The sequence below is a fragment of the Streptomyces sp. NPDC031466 genome (assembly GCF_055581265.1).
The window spans coordinates 1-16,971 of record NZ_JBVIJT010000015.1 but is presented as its reverse complement, the minus strand read 5'-3'; the positions used below and the strand labels follow the sequence as shown (position 1 = coordinate 16,971).

Here is a 16,971-nt window from a genome sequence, read left to right as displayed (position 1 = left end):
TGTGGCCTGCGGAAATAACGAGTTGACCGGAATTTCACCCGCATTGGTCAAGACCTCTGACGCCTGGCTGGTGAGGGGGTGGCGGTGCGGCGGACCACGCCGTGGGCAGGCGTTCCGCCCGGCGCGCGAGGGACGGAACGGGAACGGGCCCGCGCCGGGGAACGGCGCGGGCCCGCTGGGGACGAGGGGTCTTGCTGACGGGTCTTACTGCTGGGGCGGCTGCGGTTGCTGCGGCTGCTGTGGTGGGGGCTGGGGCGGCTGGAAGGGTGCGCCCGGCTGGACGGGGCCTCCCGGCTGGAAGGGTGCCCCGGGCTGCGCGGCGGGCGGGGGCGCCTGGCCGTCGTGGGCCGGGGGCTGGTGCGGCTGGGGGTGGGGGTGGGGCTGGTAGGGCTGCTGAGGCTGGTGCGGCGCCTGCGACGGCCATGCCTGGGGCGCGCCCGGCTGCGGGGGATACGCCTGCTGGGGCGCCGGTGGCTGGGGTTGCGGCTGCTGTCCCTGCGGCGGCTGGGCGGGAGCGTACGGCTGGGGCTGCGGCGCGGGGGCGTACGACTGAGGCTGCCCGCCGGGAGAAGCCACCTGCTGGCCGGGCAGCGGCGGAGCCACGTGCGGCGGCGGATTCCCGTCCGACGTCCAGAGCCCTTGCTGCTGCTGCGCCCGCACGAAGTCCTCGGCCACCATCGCCGAGAGGTTGAAGTACGCCTCCCGCACCTTCGGCCGCATCATGTCGAGGTCGACCTCCGCACCCGCGGCGAGATGCTCGTCGAAGGGCACGACGACGACGCCCCGGCACCGTGTCTCGAAGTGGGACACGATGTCATCGACCTTGATCATCTTTCCGGTCTCGCGCACACCGGAGATGACGGTGATGGACCGCGAGACGAGATCCGCGTACCCGTGCGCGGACAGCCAGTCCAACGTCGTGGACGCGCTGCTCGCCCCGTCCACCGACGGCGTCGAGATGATGATCAGCTGATCGGCGAGATCGAGTACGCCCCGCATGGCGCTGTACAGCAGGCCCGTACCGGAGTCCGTCAGGATGATCGGGTACTGCTTGCCGAGTACGTCGATCGCGCGCCGGTAGTCCTCGTCGTTGAACGTGGTCGACACGGCCGGGTCGACGTCGTTGGCGATGATCTCGAGACCGGACGACGCCTGCGAGGTGAAGCGCCGGATGTCCATGTACGAGTTGAGGTACGGGATCGCCTGGACGAGGTCACGGATGGTGGCCCCGGTCTCGCGCCGCACGCGCCGCCCGAGCGTACCGGCGTCCGGGTTGGCGTCGATGGCGAGGATCTTGTCCTGCCGCTCGGTGGCCAGCGTCGAGCCCAGCGCGGTGGTCGTGGTCGTCTTGCCCACGCCGCCCTTCAGGCTGATGACGGCGATGCGGTAGCAGGAAAGCACCGGCGTGCGGATCAGCTCCAACTTGCGCTGCCGCTCGGCCTCTTCCTTCTTGCCGCCGAGCTTGAACCGCGAACCGCCCCCGGCCCGGCTGCTCTTGGCCTTCGGCTTGGTGTTGCGCAGCAGCCGGTCGGAGGACAGTTCGACGGCGGCGGTGTAACCGAGGGGAGCCCCCGGGTTGGTGCGCTCACGCTGATCGTGCCGCACGGGCTGCGGCCAGGCGGTACCGGTACGGGGGTCGACGGGCGGCTGGCCCTGCTGAGGCTGCGGGGCCTGGGCCTGGGCCTGGACCGGCGGCTGCGGAGCCTGGTGCTGCGGGACCTGAGGTGGTTGCGCCTGCGGCTGCTGTGCCTGAGGTGCGGGCGGCTGGGGGAATCCGTAACCGGCGCCCGTGGCAGGCGAGTTGACCCCGGCGTCGGCAGGCGCGCCCTGCTGCGGGAACCCGTATCCGGCCTGCGGCGCGGGGAGGGGGCCGGGTGCCTGGGCCTGGGCCTGGGCCTGGGCGGGAGGCTGCGCAGGCGTGAAGGGCGCGCCGGGCGCCGCCTGCGGAAAACCGTATCCGCCTTGGGGCTGCTGGACCGGGACTTGCGGCTGCTGGACCGGCACCTGCGCCGGGGCCTGCTGTGATGGCTGGACCGGCGCCTGCTGAGGCACCGCGGCGGGAGGCGGAGTCTGCGCCTGTACGGGCGCGGGCGCCGGCTCGGCCTGAACCGGGGCCACGGGCGGCGAGGCCTGCGTGGGCGCGGGCCACTGCGGGGCGGAAGTCGGGGCCGCGGGCTGGTAGGCGGGCGGCAACGGCGGAATGCCGCTCTGGGGCGCGGGCGGCGGCGGAGTCCACGAGCGCGGTACGGAGTCGTGCACGTCGTCAGTGCTGACGGCGGGGGCGGAGCCCTGAGGCGGCACACCGTGCTCCCCGGCGGAGGCCGGGGAACCGACGGAGTCATCGCCCACAGGAGGCTCGGCGTCACCGGAGACCCCGCCGGCTACCTCACCGGTGCTCACGTCGGGGTCACTCGCAGGGGAGCCACCCGCAACGGTGTCATCGTCGGCCTCCGGCTGAGCCTCACCCCGGGCGACAGGGACGACCGCAACCGCAGGCTCTGCCTCTGCCTCAGCCCCTCCCCCTGCCTCTTCCCCCGACTCGGGTGCCGAGGCGGTAGCGCGCTTCTCGATCTCCCGCTGGAGGGCGCGAGCGGAGAACCGCATGGTGGCCCCGCTCTCAAGGTCGCCACTCCCGTCCACGGGCTCGACGGCCTCAGCCTCAGCCTCGGACTCCGCCTTGGCCTTGGGCTTGGCTTCAGCGAGGTCGTCGACCTCGTTCTTGGGTACGACACCGGTCACGTGAACGGAGGCGGCGGGCCCGGCAACGGCGCTGCTCCAGTCGGTGACACCGCCCCCGGCCACCGGCTCCTCATCGCGAGCGGCAGGCCGGAACCCACTCCCCACCGGGAGCTTCGGCACGACGCTGGGCACGGCGTTCGAGTCGCCCTCGACCGGCGCCTCGGCAGGGGCGGGCGGCACCGGCCCGGCGGGCGGAGCGAAGGACGGCATGGCAGGAACCGACGGAACCTCCGCCGGGGCGCCGGAACGACCCGACGCGGAATCACTGGCCGCAGAGGGAGCCGAACCGTCCGAATCAGTGCCGCCCGACCTAGAGATGACCGGAGTAGAGCCGTCCGACGCAGGGCCACCCGACTCAAAGCCGTCCGACGCAGAGCCAACCGGAGCAGGAAGAACCGGATCGGAGCCGCCCGAACCAGAGTCGTCAGCGCCACTCGAACCGGAGTCGTCGGAGCCAGCCGAGCCGGAGTCGTCAGAACCGCCCGAACCGGAGTCGTCGGAGTCGCCCGGAACAGAGCCGGCGGACGCACCCGAGGGCGTCTCTTCCGTACGGCCCGAAGCGTTCTGCGTGTACCAGGCGGGCGGCGCGTAGTCGATGGTGAACTCGCCCGTCGTCTCGGCGGCGGACTCCGCGTCGGACTGATCATCGACGGGTGTGTCCCAGCCCCCGCGGATCTCGTCCCGATCGCTGTTCACAATGCCTCCTGGTGTGGTCGAGCACCCTCGTGCCGTGGTGGGGGGCGACCGTTCCTGTCGTCCGATCCGCCTGGCTCTCCCCGTTGAGGACGCGCGCGGCCCGCTGGCGGGTTTCCGGCGTCGCGTCCTTCCCCAGACTAATCACCGAAACCACCGGCACGTCAGGGCAGGCCACCCCGCCCGCACCGCCCTTTGCGTCCCGCTCGGCGCAGGGGTGATCCACACGCCACGAAAGGCACTGGACAAACCACTCAACAGCGCCCGGAACGCCCCGAATCCGCAGTCCATGAGCGTCCCCGGCCCTCGATCCATCCGCCGAGCGGCACCCAACAATCCGGTCTCGACGTCCGTGGCCTGCGTCATCACGTACTGCCGGACGTACTGCCGGGCACGATCGGCACACCACAACGTGACCCGTCCGCGAGCGTCGGCAACGTTTCCACGTCCTCCCGGGGCAACCCCAGCGACCGCCCGATCTGCACCGCCTCGTCGGGCGACACCCGCTGCGCCCCGACGAGCCGCGCCCGCTGAATGAGCCGAGGCGCGATGGGGCTCAGACAGGGCAGCACGGTCAGCGCGGACTGCCAGGCCCCGGGGACGACCCGCCCCGGGGCGGCCGCATCCCGCAGTCCCGCACCACCAGCACAGGGCTCCTGGCCGAGGCCCCCCGAGGCGGCACCCGCGACCATGACCGGCGTTACATCACGTCCCCGCCGCCACCCGGCAGCGGCCCCTCATCCCTGCGCAGCGACCCCACCGTTCCGCGGCGACGGCTCCAGGTCGAACTCCCCGTCCCTGGCCCCCAGCACGAACGCCCGCCACTCCGCCTCCGTGTACCGCAGCACCGTCTCCGGGTCCAGCGACGACCGCATCGCCACGGCGCCCTCGGGGAGGTAGGCGATCTCCACCCGCTCCTCGTGTTCCTCGGTGCCCGGCGCGCTGTGCCATTCGGCGCCGGAGATGTCGAGGGCGTAGAGCTCCTCCTTCTCGCGTTCTTTACGCGCCTTCTCCTGGGCCTCGATGTCCTCGGTCTTGATGTCCTGGGCCTCGGGGTCGTGGGCGTCGGTCATGGCGGAGGGGTCCCTTCACAACGTACGAAAGAGCTACGAAAGAGCTGCGCGTCCACCCTACTTGGGGTGATCCTCCCCTGTTCGGACGTTGCGGCAGCCCGCACTCGGGCACACCGGACGGCACAGCGACGGGCGACGCCGGGGGCCCTGAGACCAGCTGCGCTCGGACACCCTGGCCGAGGAACAGGGGGCCTGGCGGCAGATCGACTGGAGCGGGGCCCCGCCATCCGCGCCTTCTCGTGGTCGTGGGTGTTCGCGTACGGGCCCGCGTCCCGCAGCAGCTCCTGGCGGCGGTTGAGTTCGCCCCGGATCGAGTCGCCCACCCGGTCGGCCGGCGTCAGGTCGTCGGCGAGGTTGGTGATGAGCGCGGCGACGTGCGGCAGTTGGCCCTGTACGCGAAGGTGGCGCCGCCTTTCTTGCCGGAACCGGTGGCGTCGACACACGGGCCGTGCGGGCCCATGGCCTCCTGCGCGGCCTCCTTAAGGTCGAGCATCACGGGGCGGCCGTCCGCACCGACCCCGATCGGGACGCGCAGCCGTTCCGCCTGGGTGCGCGGGTGCCACGTCCTGCCGGTGTCCACCGACTCCGCGTAGCCCGGGTTCGGCAGCCCGGTGAACTCCAGTTCGGCCAGTGGGAGTTCGGCCTCGTCGCCGCCGGACGGCTCGCGCGGCGGCGCCAGTTGGCGGGCCGGCGCCTCCGCCCCCTCGGGCGAGGCGAGCGCGACAGCGCGACAGCGCGAGCGCCGTGAGCGGCTCCAGCTGGTCCACAGGAGCGGTTTGCGGCGACACAAGGGGCGTGGCGAGTTCCCTGTGGGCCGAGACCGACGTGCACGGGACGCGACCATGACCATGCCCATGACCGCCTCCGCAATGAGCCCCCTCGCCGCGTTCCTCGCCGGCCTCCAGCGGCTGACGCCGGCCGAGTCCGCCGCACTGTGCGCCCCCTTCGCCGTGGGAGCCCTCGCCTTTCTCCCCGGGCTCTCCATGCGGTTCGCCCGCCTGCCCATCGGCTTCGAACCCCCGGCCGGCAGCCGCGGGCCCTACGAACCGGAGCGCACCCCGCAGGAACCCGTCGACGCCGAGCGCGTCGCCGTCCGGGCACGCCGCGGCCGTGAGCTGCTGATAGGCCTGGTGGGCGGCCGCGCCCTGGTCGTCGTGGGCTCCGCGGCCGTCCTCGGCTTCTCCGACGCCGTATGGGCGCAGCTCCTGGCCCTCGCCACCGGCATCGCGATGCTCACCCGGGCCCAGCTCTTCCGCTATACCGCTATACCGCTATACCGCTATACCGCTATACCGCTATACCGCTATACCGCTATACCGCGCGGGTCGCGACGGCCCTCGCCGCCGGCCTCACGGCTCTGGTCCTGCTCGGCGCGGGTCTGTGCCTCGACCCGCCGCAGGGCCTCCCGCGCGCCGCCCGGGCCGGCGACCCGGCCGCGCCCGACCTGCGTACCGTCTGGCTCGTCGCCGCGATCGCCGCGGCCACGGCGCTGGTCACCGCATCGCTCTGATTCGTCCCGCGCGCGGGTGTGACACCCTTCTGGGGCCGCTTCCCGGAGATCGCCGAGGGCTTCGTCCTCCTGACCCTGGTGCCGCTGGCCCTCGCGGTCTTCGACGTGTACGCCGGGGCCAGAGCGATGACGAGCTGACGGCCCCGCCGCCCGGAGGCGAAGCGCGCTCAAGCCGACTGGTACCCTGTTTGACGACCGTCTGTCTGCGCCCTGGTCCCCGGGACCGGAACCCGCGCCCGACGGCTCATCCCCGCCTCCCGAGTCACGGAAGCTCCCCTGAGATGTAGACCAGGGGCACTCGGAGGCACTCGAAGACATCACGAGGAGTACGCGTGTCGCTCGACACTGCTACGAAGAAGCAGATCATCACCGAGTTCGGCCAGAAGGAGGGCGACACCGGCTCCCCCGAGGTCCAGGTCGCCATGCTCTCGCGCCGCATCTCGGACCTGACCGAGCACCTCAAGACGCACAAGCACGACCACCACTCCCGTCGTGGTCTGCTGATCCTGGTCGGCCAGCGTCGCCGCCTGCTGCAGTACCTGGCCAAGAAGGACATCCAGCGCTTCCGCGCCCTGGTCGAGCGCCTCGGCATCCGCCGCGGTGCGGCGGGCGCCAAGTAAGACGCCGTGGAGGGAGCGGTTCCCACTCGAAGCACTCGAAGGGGGCCGCTCCCTTTGCCGTACGTGCGCTGCCGTACGTGCGCGGTGCCACCGACGCTTTGTAGTGTGGGTGATGAAAGCACGTCCCCGCGGGTAGGGATCATGGAAGATCCACCGGCCCCCGGGACATCGAGCACAACCCCATGAGGGAGAGGCGCACCTCGCCGCCGCCGGTCCTCGGTAGTGGCCCCCGGGAGACATCCCCGGGTGCTTCGATCGAAGACCGGCCCGCACCCACGGCGCGCTTCTCCACCCAGTCCCGGTCCACGAAGGACCCACGGGACGCCGCCTCCGGACCACACGGGCCCGGACGGCGAGAAGACGAAACGTAGACACGTAGGAGAACAGTGGAGAACGAGACCCACTACGCCGAGGCCGTCATCGACAATGGCACCTTCGGCACCCGCACCATCCGCTTCGAGACGGGCCGTCTGGCCCGTCAGGCCGCCGGCTCCGCCGTGGCCTACCTGGACGACGACACGATGGTCCTCTCGGCCACCACCGCGTCCAAGAAGCCCAAGGACCAGCTCGACTTCTTCCCCCTCACGGTGGACGTCGAGGAGCGCATGTACTCGGCCGGCAAGATCCCCGGCTCCTTCTTCCGCCGCGAGGGCCGCCCCTCCGAGGACGCGATCCTCACCTGCCGCCTGATCGACCGCCCGCTGCGCCCTTCCTTCAAGAAGGGCCTGCGCAACGAGATCCAGGTCGTCGAGACGATCATGGCTCTCAACCCCGACCACCTGTACGACGTGGTCGCGATCAACGCCGCCTCCTGCTCCACGCAGCTGGCCGGCCTGCCCTTCTCGGGCCCGATCGGCGCCACGCGCGTGGCGCTCATCAAGGGCCAGTGGGTCGCCTTCCCGACGCACACCGAGCTTGAGGACGCCGTCTTCGACATGGTCGTCGCCGGTCGCGTCCTGGAGGACGGCGACGTCGCGATCATGATGGTCGAGGCCGAGGCCACCGAGAAGACCATCGAGCTCGTCAAGGGCGGCGCCGAGGCGCCCACCGAGGAGGTCGTGGCCGCCGGTCTCGAGGCCTCCAAGCCCTTCATCAAGCTCCTGTGCAAGGCCCAGTCGGACATCGCCGCCAAGGCCGCCAAGCCCGTCGGCGAGTTCCCGATCTTCCTCGACTACGAGGACGACGTCCTGGAGGCCCTGACCGCCGCGGTCAAGACCGAGCTGGCCCAGGCGCTCACCATCGCCGGCAAGCAGGAGCGCGAGGCCGAGCTGGACCGCGTCAAGGCGCTGGCCGGCGAGAAGCTGCTCCCGAAGTTCGAGGGCCGCGAGAAGGAGATCTCCGCCGCGTACCGCTCGCTGACCAAGTCCCTGGTCCGTGAGCGCGTCATCAAGGAGAAGAAGCGGATCGACGGTCGCGGTGTCACCGACATCCGCACCCTCGCCGCCGAGGTCGAGGCCATCCCGCGCGTGCACGGCTCGGCGCTGTTCGAGCGCGGCGAGACCCAGATCCTGGGTGTCACCACGCTGAACATGCTCCGCATGGAGCAGCAGCTCGACACGCTGTCCCCGGTGACGCGCAAGCGCTACATGCACAACTACAACTTCCCGCCGTACTCCACCGGCGAGACCGGCCGCGTCGGCTCCCCCAAGCGCCGCGAGATCGGCCACGGCGCGCTCGCCGAGCGCGCGATCGTGCCGGTGCTGCCGACGCGCGAGGAGTTCCCCTACGCGATCCGTCAGGTGTCCGAGGCCCTCGGCTCCAACGGCTCGACGTCCATGGGCTCCGTCTGCGCCTCCACCATGTCGCTGCTGAACGCCGGTGTGCCGCTGAAGGCCGCCGTCGCCGGTATCGCCATGGGCCTGATCTCCCAGGAGATCGACGGCGAGACGCACTACGTCACCCTCACCGACATTCTCGGTGCGGAGGACGCCTTCGGCGACATGGACTTCAAGGTCGCCGGCACGAAGCAGTTCGTGACCGCGCTCCAGCTCGACACCAAGCTCGACGGCATCCCCGCCTCGGTCCTGGCCGCCGCGCTGAAGCAGGCCCGTGACGCGCGTCTGCACATCCTGGACGTCATGAACGAGGCCATCGACGTCCCGGACGAGATGTCCCCCAACGCCCCGCGGATCATCACCGTCAAGATCCCCGTGGACAAGATCGGTGAGGTCATCGGCCCCAAGGGCAAGATGATCAACCAGATCCAGGAGGACACCGGCGCCGACATCACGATCGAGGACGACGGCACCATCTACATCGGTGCCGCCCAGGGCTCGCAGGCCGAGGCCGCCCGCGCCACGATCAACGGCATCGCCAACCCGACCATGCCGGAGGTCGGCGAGCGCTACCTGGGCACCGTCGTGAAGACGACGACCTTCGGCGCGTTCATCTCGCTCATGCCGGGCAAGGACGGTCTGCTGCACATCTCGCAGATCCGCAAGCTCGCCGGCGGCAAGCGCGTGGAGAACGTCGAGGACGTCGTCGGCGTGGGCCAGAAGGTCCAGGTCGAGATCGCCGAGATCGACTCCCGCGGCAAGCTCTCCCTCATCCCCGTCATCGACGGCGAAGAGGGCGACGAGCAGGCCGCCGACCAGAAGGACGACACCGACAAGTGACGTCGCGTAGCACCACGACGACGGCCCGCACCTCCTCGGAGGCGCGGGCCGTCGCCCGTACCCAAACCCTCATCAAGGGCGAGCACGGCATCGGCACCGTCCGTAGGACGACCCTCCCCGGAGGCCTGCGCGTCGTCACCGAGACCCTGCCCTCCGTCCGCTCCGCCACCTTCGGCATCTGGGCGAACGTCGGCTCACGCGACGAGACCCCGTCGCTGAACGGCGCCACGCACTACCTGGAGCACCTGCTCTTCAAGGGCACCAAGAAGCGCAGCGCCCTGGACATCTCCTCCGCGCTCGACGCGGTCGGCGGCGAGATGAACGCCTTCACGGCGAAGGAGTACACGTGCTACTACGCGCGCGTGCTCGACACGGACCTGCCGCTGGCCATCGACGTCGTCTGCGACATGCTGACGGGCTCCCTGATCCGCCAGGAGGACGTGGACGCCGAGCGCGGCGTCATCCTCGAAGAGATCGCGATGACCGAGGACGACCCGGGCGACTGCGTGCACGACCTGTTCGCGCACACGATGCTCGGCGACACCCCCCTCGGCCGCCCGGTCCTCGGCACCGAGGAGACCATCAACGCCCTCGACGCCGACCGCATCCGCCGCTTCTACAAGAAGCACTACGACCCCACGCACCTGGTGGTCGCCGCCGCGGGCAACATCGACCACAACAAGGTCGTACGCCAGGTCCGCGCCGCCTTCGAGAAGGCCGGCGCCCTCGGGCGCACCGACGCCACCCCCCTGCCCCCGCGCCAGGGCTCCCGCGCCCTGCGCACCTCGGGCCGCGTCGAGCTCATCAACCGCAAGACCGAGCAGGCCCACGTCATCCTCGGCATGCCGGGCCTGGCCCGCACCGACGAGCGCCGCTGGGCCCTTGGCGTCCTGAACACCGCGCTCGGCGGCGGCATGTCCTCCCGCCTCTTCCAGGAGGTGCGGGAGAAGCGGGGCCTGGCCTACAGCGTGTACTCGTACACCTCCGGCTTCGCGGACACCGGCCTCTTCGGCGTGTACGCGGGCTGCCGCCCGAGCCAGGTGCACGACGTGCTGAAGATCTGCCGCGACGAGCTGGACCAGGTCGCGCAGCACGGCCTGTCGGACGACGAGATCGGCCGCGCCATCGGCCAGCTCGCGGGCTCCACCGTCCTCGGCCTGGAGGACACCGGCGCCCTGATGAACCGCATCGGCAAGAGCGAGCTGTGCTGGGGCGAGCACATGTCGGTCGACGAGATGCTGGCCAAGATCTCCGCGGTCACCCCCGACGAGGTGCGCGAAGTGGCCCGCGACGTCCTCGGCCGCCGCCCGTCCCTCGCGGCCATCGGCCCGCTCAAGGACAAGCAGGCGGCCCGCCTCCACGACGTGGTCGCCTGACACGCAAGGCTCAACGCCCCAGGGCTCGACGTAAGGAATGAAGGACATGAGCAAGCTGCGCGTGGCGGTCATCGGCGCCAGGGGCCGCATCGGCTCCGAGGCCGTCAAGGCCGTCGAGGCCGCCGACGACATGGAACTGGTCGCGGCGCTCGGCCGGGGGGATGCGCTGGAGACCCTCACGGAATCCGGCGTCCAGGTCGCGGTCGAACTGACCCACCCCGACTCGGTGATGGGCAACCTCGATTTCTGCGTACGCCACGGCATCCACGCCGTGGTCGGCACGACGGGCTGGACCGACGAGCGCCTCGCGCACCTGCGTACGTCGCTGGCGGCGTCACCGGAGACGGGCGTGCTCATCGCCCCGAACTTCTCCATCGGCGCCGTCCTGACGATGAGGTTCGCACAGCTCGCGGCGCCCTACTTCGAGTCCGTCGAGGTCATCGAGCTGCACCACCCGAACAAGGCGGACGCCCCCAGCGGCACCGCCACCCGCACCGCCCAGCTCATCGCCGAGGCCCGCCGCCGGGCCGGCAGCCCGGCCCAGCCCGACGCCACGTCGACGGCGCTGGACGGCGCCCGCGGCGCGGACGTCGACGGCGTACCGGTGCACTCCGTGCGCCTGCGCGGGCTCCTCGCGCACCAGGAGGTCCTGCTGGGCGGCGAGGGGGAGACCCTGACCGTCCGCCACGACTCGCTGCACCACAGCAGCTTCATGCCGGGCATCCTGCTCGGCGCGCGCCGGGTGGTGAGCACTCCTGGCCTGACCTTCGGCCTGGAACACTTCCTGGACCTCGGCTGACCGGGAAGCGGACCCCATGCGAGCGAAGATCACCTATGCCGTCACGGCAGCCGTCCTCGTCGTCTACTTCGTCCTGGTCGGCAGCCGTGGCGTGCTCCTGATCCAGCACGGCACCGTGCTCACCGTCACCTTCGGTGTCGCGGTGCTGATCCTGCCGTTCATCGGCATCTGGTTCCTCTGGAAGAACACCCAGTTCGTCCAGCGCGCCAACCGGCTCGCCGCCGAACTGGAGGCCGAGGGCGGACTGCCCGTCGACGAGTTGCGGCGCACCCCGGGCGGCCGCATCGACCGCGACTCGGCCGACGAGGTCTTCGCCCGCCGCAAGGCGGAGACGGAGGACGCGCCGGACGACTGGCGCTGCTGGTTCCGCCTCGCCGTCGCCTACCACGACGCGCGGGACACCCCCCGCGCGCGCAAGGCCATGCAGCGGGCGATCGCCCTGCACGCGGGCAAGCCGGTCAACGTCTGATCAGGCCGTGGGCCGGTACTCCTCGGCCCACCCCTCGATGGAGTCGGCGGCCTGGTTGAAGGCCTCGTGCCGGGCCAGGAAGTCGGCGTTGCGGTCGGTCATCAGCAGTTGCCCGTCGACTGCCTCACCACGGCGTACGAGGATGAGGGCCTGCCCCTGCACCGTGCGGGGCAGCCCCATCCACCGCACGGGCTGCTGAGCGGTCCGCACGGCGGAGATCTGCTCCCACGGCACGGTCCGCGTGCGCAGGAAGCCGACCCGGCGCACCCCGCGCGCGCTCACCCAGGTGCCCACGCGCAGCAGGCGCAGGGAACCGACGATGACGGCCACGGCCAGTCCCGCGCAGATCGCGCCCCCCGTGAGCGAGTCCGCGAAGGCGACGATCACGGCGGCGAAGAGCAGATACGAGGCGAGCAGCAGTGAGAGCGCGGCGGCGCCGACCCGCCAGGGGCCGGGGCGGTAGGGGCGGCGCCACTGATCACGGTCGTCGAAGGGCAGCGGTTCGTCGTCCGCCGCGTCGTCGACAGTGCGGTCCGCGGTCAGGAAAGGCAGGGGCACGGGCTGATCCTCACTCAATCCGCACATGGGCTGTGCCCGGTGAGGCTATCGAGCCGTGCCCCCCGCTACCACCCACGGGGGGCCATGGGGGTGCCTCCCACGCCATCAGAGCAGTGGGGGCGGGTCAGCCGCCGCCCGGCCGGCGACCCTGGCAGGTCAGCGGCCGTTCGAGGCCTCGGACTGCTGCGTCTTGGCGGGCGACTGGTCCGCCGACATGGCGGGCATCCCGAAGAGCAGGGAACCCACGAGACCGGCCACCACGGTCAGGCCTATGAGCGTGCGGCCCATGATCTGACCGGCCGACGCGCGCTCTCGGGGCGGGGGAGTGACGTTGCTGCGGAACTTGTCGGCTTCGGCGATGAAGGCGAACGGGACGGGCTCTCGCCGACGGAACATGGGGCGCGCTTCTCCTCACGGGTATCGAACTTTCTCTCTCATCCGGACAGACGCTCGAATCGCCCAAAAGGTGCCCTGTTTCGGCAAATTAGTCGAAGAATGTCGTGGCGGGTCACCGAACGGCCGATTGTCGGTGCCGGGCCATAGAGTGGGCGCCGCCCGAGTGATGCACATGGAAGGACCCCCGCCTGTGAGCGAGACCCCCACCGAAGACCTCAAGCCCAGCTTCCGCAGCGAGGTCACCGTCGAGCTGGTGAAGCACGCCGCCACCGACTCCGACGTCCTGTGGGCCGCCCGTGTCTCCACGGCGGGCGAGCAGTCGCTGGACGAGCTCCAGAAGGACCCGGAGCGCTCCAAGGGGCTGATCAACTACCTGATGCGGGACCGCCACGGCAGCCCCTTCGAGCACAACTCGATGACGTTCTTCATCAGCGCCCCCATCTTCGTCTTCCGCGAGTTCATGCGACACCGCGTGGGCTGGTCGTACAACGAGGAATCGGGGCGCTACAGGGAGCTGGAGCCCGTCTTCTACGTGCCCGACGAGTCCCGCAAGCTGGTCCAGGAGGGCCGCCCCGGGAAGTACGTCTTCGTGGAGGGCACCCAGGCCCAGCAGGAGCTGACCGGCCGCGTCATGGAGGACTCCTACCGCCAGGCGTACGAGGCGTACCAGGAGATGCTCGCCGCCGGCGTCGCCCGCGAGGTCGCCCGTGCCGTGCTCCCCGTCGGCCTCTACTCCTCGATGTACGCGACGTGCAACGCCCGTTCGCTGATGCACTTCCTCGGCCTGCGCACCCAGCACGAGCTGGCCAAGGTCCCGTCCTTCCCGCAGCGGGAGATCGAGATGGTCGGCGAGAAGATGGAAAAGTACTGGGCGGAACTGATGCCTCTCACCCATGCGGCCTTCAACAAGAACGGACGCGTGGCGCCGTAAGGCACTGATGTACGGATGCGCGGAGCGAAGTGTCCGTATTGCGGCACTTCGTGAAGTTCATCTAGCCTGATCAAACGGACCCGGCACTGCTTGAACCCCCGAGCAGGCAGTGCCGGGCTCCGCACTTGTCAGGTCCGCTCACGTCCCCCGAGGGGGGACCCCGTGCTGAGCAGCGAGTAGCGTGTTACCCATGGCTCCGACCTCCACTCCGCAGACCCCCTTCGGGAGGGTCCTCACCGCCATGGTCACGCCCTTCAAGGCGGACGGCGCACTCGACCTCGACGGCGCGCAGCGGCTCGCCGCCCACCTGGTGGACGCAGGCAATGACGGCCTGATCATCAACGGCACCACCGGCGAGTCCCCGACTGTCAGTGACGCGGAGAAAAACGAGCTCGTACGGGCCGTACTGGACGCCGTCGGAGACCGCGCCCACGTCGTCGCGGGCGTCGGCACGAACGACACCCGGCACAGCATCGAGCTCGCCCACGCCGCCGAGCAGGCCGGCGCCCACGGCCTCCTGACCGTCACGCCGTACTACAACAAGCCCCCGCAAGAGGGACTGCTGCGGCACTTCACGGCGATCGCCGACAGTACCGAGCTGCCGGTCATGCTCTACGACATCCCGGGCCGCAGCGGCGTACCGATCAACACCGAGACCATCGTCCGCCTCGGGGAGCACCCCCGGATCGTCGCCAACAAGGACGCCAAGGGCGACCTCGGCCGCGCGAGCTGGGCCATCGCCCGCTCCGACCTGGCCTGGTACTCCGGCGACGACATGCTGAACCTCCCGCTGCTGTCGGTCGGCGCGTGCGGCTTCGTCTCCGTCGTGGGCCACGTCGTCACCCCCGAGCTGCGCGCGATGCTGGAGGCGTACCTCTCGGGCGACGTCCAGAAGGCCACGGAGATCCACCAGAAGCTGCTGCCGGTCTTCACGGGCATGTTCCGTACGCAGGGTGTCATCACGACCAAGGCGGCGCTCGCCCTACAGGGCCGCCCCGCCGGCCCGCTGCGCCTGCCGATGGTGGAGCTGACGGCCGAGGAGACGGCACAACTCAAGATCGACCTCGCCGCGGGCGGGGTACAGCTGTAACCACGGACTTCACAACTGAATACGTTCCACCCAACAACAACTGCTACTGCACGAACGTCATACGCGCCACGTGCCCCGGAGGTACGTGGCGCGCGTGGTGAGGAGAGTCTTTTGAGTCATCCGCATCCTGAACTCGGCGCCCCGCCCAAGCTCCCGAAGGGCGGCCTGCGGGTCACCCCGCTCGGCGGCCTCGGCGAGATCGGCCGCAACATGACCGTATTCGAGTACAACGGTCGTCTTCTGATCGTCGACTGCGGAGTGCTCTTCCCCGAGGAGGAGCAGCCCGGCATCGACCTGATCCTGCCGGACTTCACGTCCATCAGGGACCGCCTCGACGACATCGAGGGCATCGTCCTCACGCATGGTCACGAGGACCACATCGGCGGTGTCCCCTATCTCCTGCGCGAGAAGCCGGACATCCCGCTGATCGGCTCCAAGCTGACCCTCGCGCTGATCGAGGCGAAGCTCCAGGAGCACCGCATCCGTCCGTACACGCTCGAGGTCGTCGAGGGCGACCGCGAGCACCTGGGCCCGTTCGACTGCGAGTTCATCGCGGTCAACCACTCCATCCCGGACGCCCTGGCCGTCGCCATCCGCACCCCCGCGGGTCTGGTCGTCGCCACCGGTGACTTCAAGATGGACCAGCTGCCGATGGACGGCCGCCTGACCGACCTGCACGCGTTCGCACGGCTGAGCGAGGAGGGCATCGATCTCCTCCTCTCCGACTCCACGAACGCCGAGGTGCCGGGCTTCGTCCCGCCGGAGCGCGATATCTCGGGCGTGATCCGCGGCGTCTTCGCCGGCGCCCAGAAGCGCATCATCGTGGCGAGCTTCGCCAGCCATGTGCACCGCATCCAGCAGATCCTGGACGCCGCGCACGAGTACGGCCGAAGAGTCGCCTTCGTCGGCCGCTCGATGGTCCGCAACATGGGCATCGCCCGCGACCTGGGCTACCTGCGCGTCCCGCCGGGCCTCGTGGTGGACGTCAAGACGCTCGACGACCTGCCCGACAGCCAGGTCGTCCTGGTCTGCACCGGTTCGCAGGGCGAGCCGATGGCCGCGCTCTCCCGCATGGCCAACCGCGACCACCAGATCCGCATCGTCCAGGGCGACACGGTGATCCTGGCGTCGTCGCTCATCCCCGGCAACGAGAACGCGGTCTACCGCGTGATCAACGGCCTGACCCGCTGGGGAGCCAACGTCATCCACAAGGGCAATGCGAAGGTGCACGTCTCCGGCCACGCCTCGGCCGGCGAGCTGCTGTACTTCTACAACATCTGCAAGCCCAAGAACCTGATGCCGGTCCACGGCGAATGGCGCCACCTGCGTGCCAACGCCGAGCTCGGCGCCCTCACCGGCGTCCCGCACGACCGCATCGTGATCGCCGAGGACGGCGTCGTCGTGGACCTCGTCGAGGGCAAGGCGAAGATCGTCGGCAAGGTCCAGGCCGGATACGTGTACGTCGACGGCCTCTCCGTCGGCGATGTCGGTGAGCCCGCGCTGAAGGACCGCAAGATCCTCGGCGACGAGGGCATCATCTCGGTCTTCGTGGTGGTGGACTCCAGCACCGGCAAGATCACCGGCGGCCCGCACATCCAGGCCCGCGGCTCGGGCATCGACGACGGGGTCTTCACCTCCGTCATCCCGAAGGTCCAGGAGGTCCTGGAGAAGTCGGCCCAGGACGGCGTCGTCGAGCCCCACCAGCTGCAGCAGCTCATCCGCCGCACGCTGGGCAAGTGGGTGTCGGACAACTACCGCCGACGCCCGATGATCCTGCCCGTGGTCGTCGAGGTCTGACCCTCCTGACCGTGTGCTCTCCGGAGCGGGGCGCCTCGATTTGCATCGGGGCGCCCCGCTCCGTTAGGTTTACGGCTCCGCCCAACCGGGAAGCACCGCGCACCTGTGTGCGAGGAGCTGCTCCGACCGGGGCGGGAAATCCGACTCAGAACTTCTGATAAAGTCGGAGCCGCCGGAAAGGGAAACGCGAAAGCCGAAAGGCTGGAGCGGGAACCGGAAAGGCACCGAGGAAATCGGACACGAAAGAGTCTGATAGAGTCGGAAACGCAAGAACAAAAGAAACACCGAAGGGAAGCGCCCGGAGG

The 16,971-nt window shown here is 70.2% G+C and carries 12 protein-coding genes and 4 pseudogenes; 9 read left to right on the top strand and 7 right to left on the bottom strand.

Annotated features, from left to right (window positions below; genetic code table 11):
- Window positions 1-204: 204 nt before the first annotated feature.
- From ACZ5GP_RS31170 to ACZ5GP_RS31150, 5 genes and pseudogenes are all read right to left on the bottom strand, one after another.
- Entirely contained in the window at window positions 205-2,949 is a 2,745-nt protein-coding gene (locus ACZ5GP_RS31170) for a MinD/ParA family ATP-binding protein (RefSeq protein ID WP_468754170.1), read from the bottom strand.
- Between the two features lie 357 nt (window positions 2,950-3,306).
- Window positions 3,307-3,435: pseudogene (locus ACZ5GP_RS31165) on the bottom strand (SCO5717 family growth-regulating ATPase); the annotation flags it as partial.
- A gap of 306 nt (window positions 3,436-3,741) precedes the next feature.
- A pseudogene (locus ACZ5GP_RS31160) lies at window positions 3,742-4,117 on the bottom strand (hypothetical protein); the annotation flags it as partial.
- 52 nt (window positions 4,118-4,169) lie between these two features.
- The gene (locus tag ACZ5GP_RS31155; RefSeq protein ID WP_468754045.1) at window positions 4,170-4,505 is read right to left on the bottom strand and encodes a DUF397 domain-containing protein; all 336 of its coding nucleotides are present in this window, start codon (window positions 4,503-4,505) and stop codon (window positions 4,170-4,172) included.
- Window positions 4,506-4,723: 218 nt separating this feature from the next.
- Window positions 4,724-5,217: pseudogene (locus tag ACZ5GP_RS31150) on the bottom strand (type VII secretion protein EccC); the annotation flags it as partial.
- A gap of 148 nt (window positions 5,218-5,365) precedes the next feature.
- On the opposite strand from ACZ5GP_RS31150, the pseudogene ACZ5GP_RS31145 reads away from it, so the two are divergent.
- The 6 genes and pseudogenes from ACZ5GP_RS31145 to ACZ5GP_RS31120 all read left to right on the top strand — a co-directional run.
- Window positions 5,366-6,153, top strand: a pseudogene (locus ACZ5GP_RS31145) (type VII secretion integral membrane protein EccD); the annotation flags it as partial.
- Between the two features lie 194 nt (window positions 6,154-6,347).
- Window positions 6,348-6,635 carry a 30S ribosomal protein S15 gene (gene rpsO / locus ACZ5GP_RS31140; protein ID WP_030784357.1) on the top strand — a complete coding sequence of 96 codons (288 nt, stop codon included), beginning with the start codon at window positions 6,348-6,350 and terminating at the stop codon, window positions 6,633-6,635.
- A 386-nt stretch (window positions 6,636-7,021) separates the two neighbouring features.
- Entirely contained in the window at window positions 7,022-9,250 is a 2,229-nt protein-coding gene (locus ACZ5GP_RS31135; protein ID WP_468754044.1) for a polyribonucleotide nucleotidyltransferase, read from the top strand.
- Complete coding sequence (locus ACZ5GP_RS31130; protein ID WP_358699223.1) at window positions 9,247-10,626, top strand: M16 family metallopeptidase; 1,380 nt, start codon at window positions 9,247-9,249, stop codon at window positions 10,624-10,626. The genes ACZ5GP_RS31135 and ACZ5GP_RS31130 overlap by 4 nt, the downstream gene beginning before the upstream one ends.
- 46 nt (window positions 10,627-10,672) lie before the next feature.
- Window positions 10,673-11,425, top strand: a complete 753-nt coding sequence (gene dapB / locus ACZ5GP_RS31125) for a 4-hydroxy-tetrahydrodipicolinate reductase (protein ID WP_468754043.1) — start codon at window positions 10,673-10,675, stop codon at window positions 11,423-11,425.
- A gap of 16 nt (window positions 11,426-11,441) precedes the next feature.
- Window positions 11,442-11,894, top strand: coding sequence for a tetratricopeptide repeat protein (locus ACZ5GP_RS31120; RefSeq protein WP_358583193.1), 453 nt, complete (start codon window positions 11,442-11,444; stop codon window positions 11,892-11,894).
- On the opposite strand, the gene ACZ5GP_RS31115 is transcribed toward ACZ5GP_RS31120, so the two are convergent.
- Window positions 11,895-12,452 (bottom strand): PH domain-containing protein, encoded by a 558-nt coding sequence (locus ACZ5GP_RS31115; protein ID WP_468754042.1) that lies wholly within the window; start codon window positions 12,450-12,452, stop codon window positions 11,895-11,897. It abuts the gene before it with no gap.
- Window positions 12,453-12,608: 156 nt separating this feature from the next.
- Complete coding sequence (locus ACZ5GP_RS31110; RefSeq protein ID WP_468754041.1) at window positions 12,609-12,848, bottom strand: hypothetical protein; 240 nt, start codon at window positions 12,846-12,848, stop codon at window positions 12,609-12,611.
- Window positions 12,849-13,038: 190 nt separating this feature from the next.
- Between ACZ5GP_RS31110 and thyX the strand changes: the two genes are divergently transcribed.
- The 3 genes from thyX (at window position 13,039) to ACZ5GP_RS31095 (ending at window position 16,666) form a co-directional block, all read left to right on the top strand.
- Window positions 13,039-13,779, top strand: a complete 741-nt coding sequence (gene thyX, locus ACZ5GP_RS31105) for an FAD-dependent thymidylate synthase (RefSeq protein ID WP_468754040.1) — start codon at window positions 13,039-13,041, stop codon at window positions 13,777-13,779.
- Window positions 13,780-13,969: 190 nt separating this feature from the next.
- Window positions 13,970-14,869: a 4-hydroxy-tetrahydrodipicolinate synthase gene (dapA, locus tag ACZ5GP_RS31100; RefSeq protein WP_468754039.1), complete on the top strand. Its 900-nt coding sequence runs from the start codon at window positions 13,970-13,972 to the stop codon at window positions 14,867-14,869.
- A gap of 111 nt (window positions 14,870-14,980) precedes the next feature.
- Window positions 14,981-16,666: a ribonuclease J gene (locus ACZ5GP_RS31095; RefSeq protein ID WP_468754038.1), complete on the top strand. Its 1,686-nt coding sequence runs from the start codon at window positions 14,981-14,983 to the stop codon at window positions 16,664-16,666.
- The last annotated feature ends 305 nt before the right edge of the window (window positions 16,667-16,971 follow it).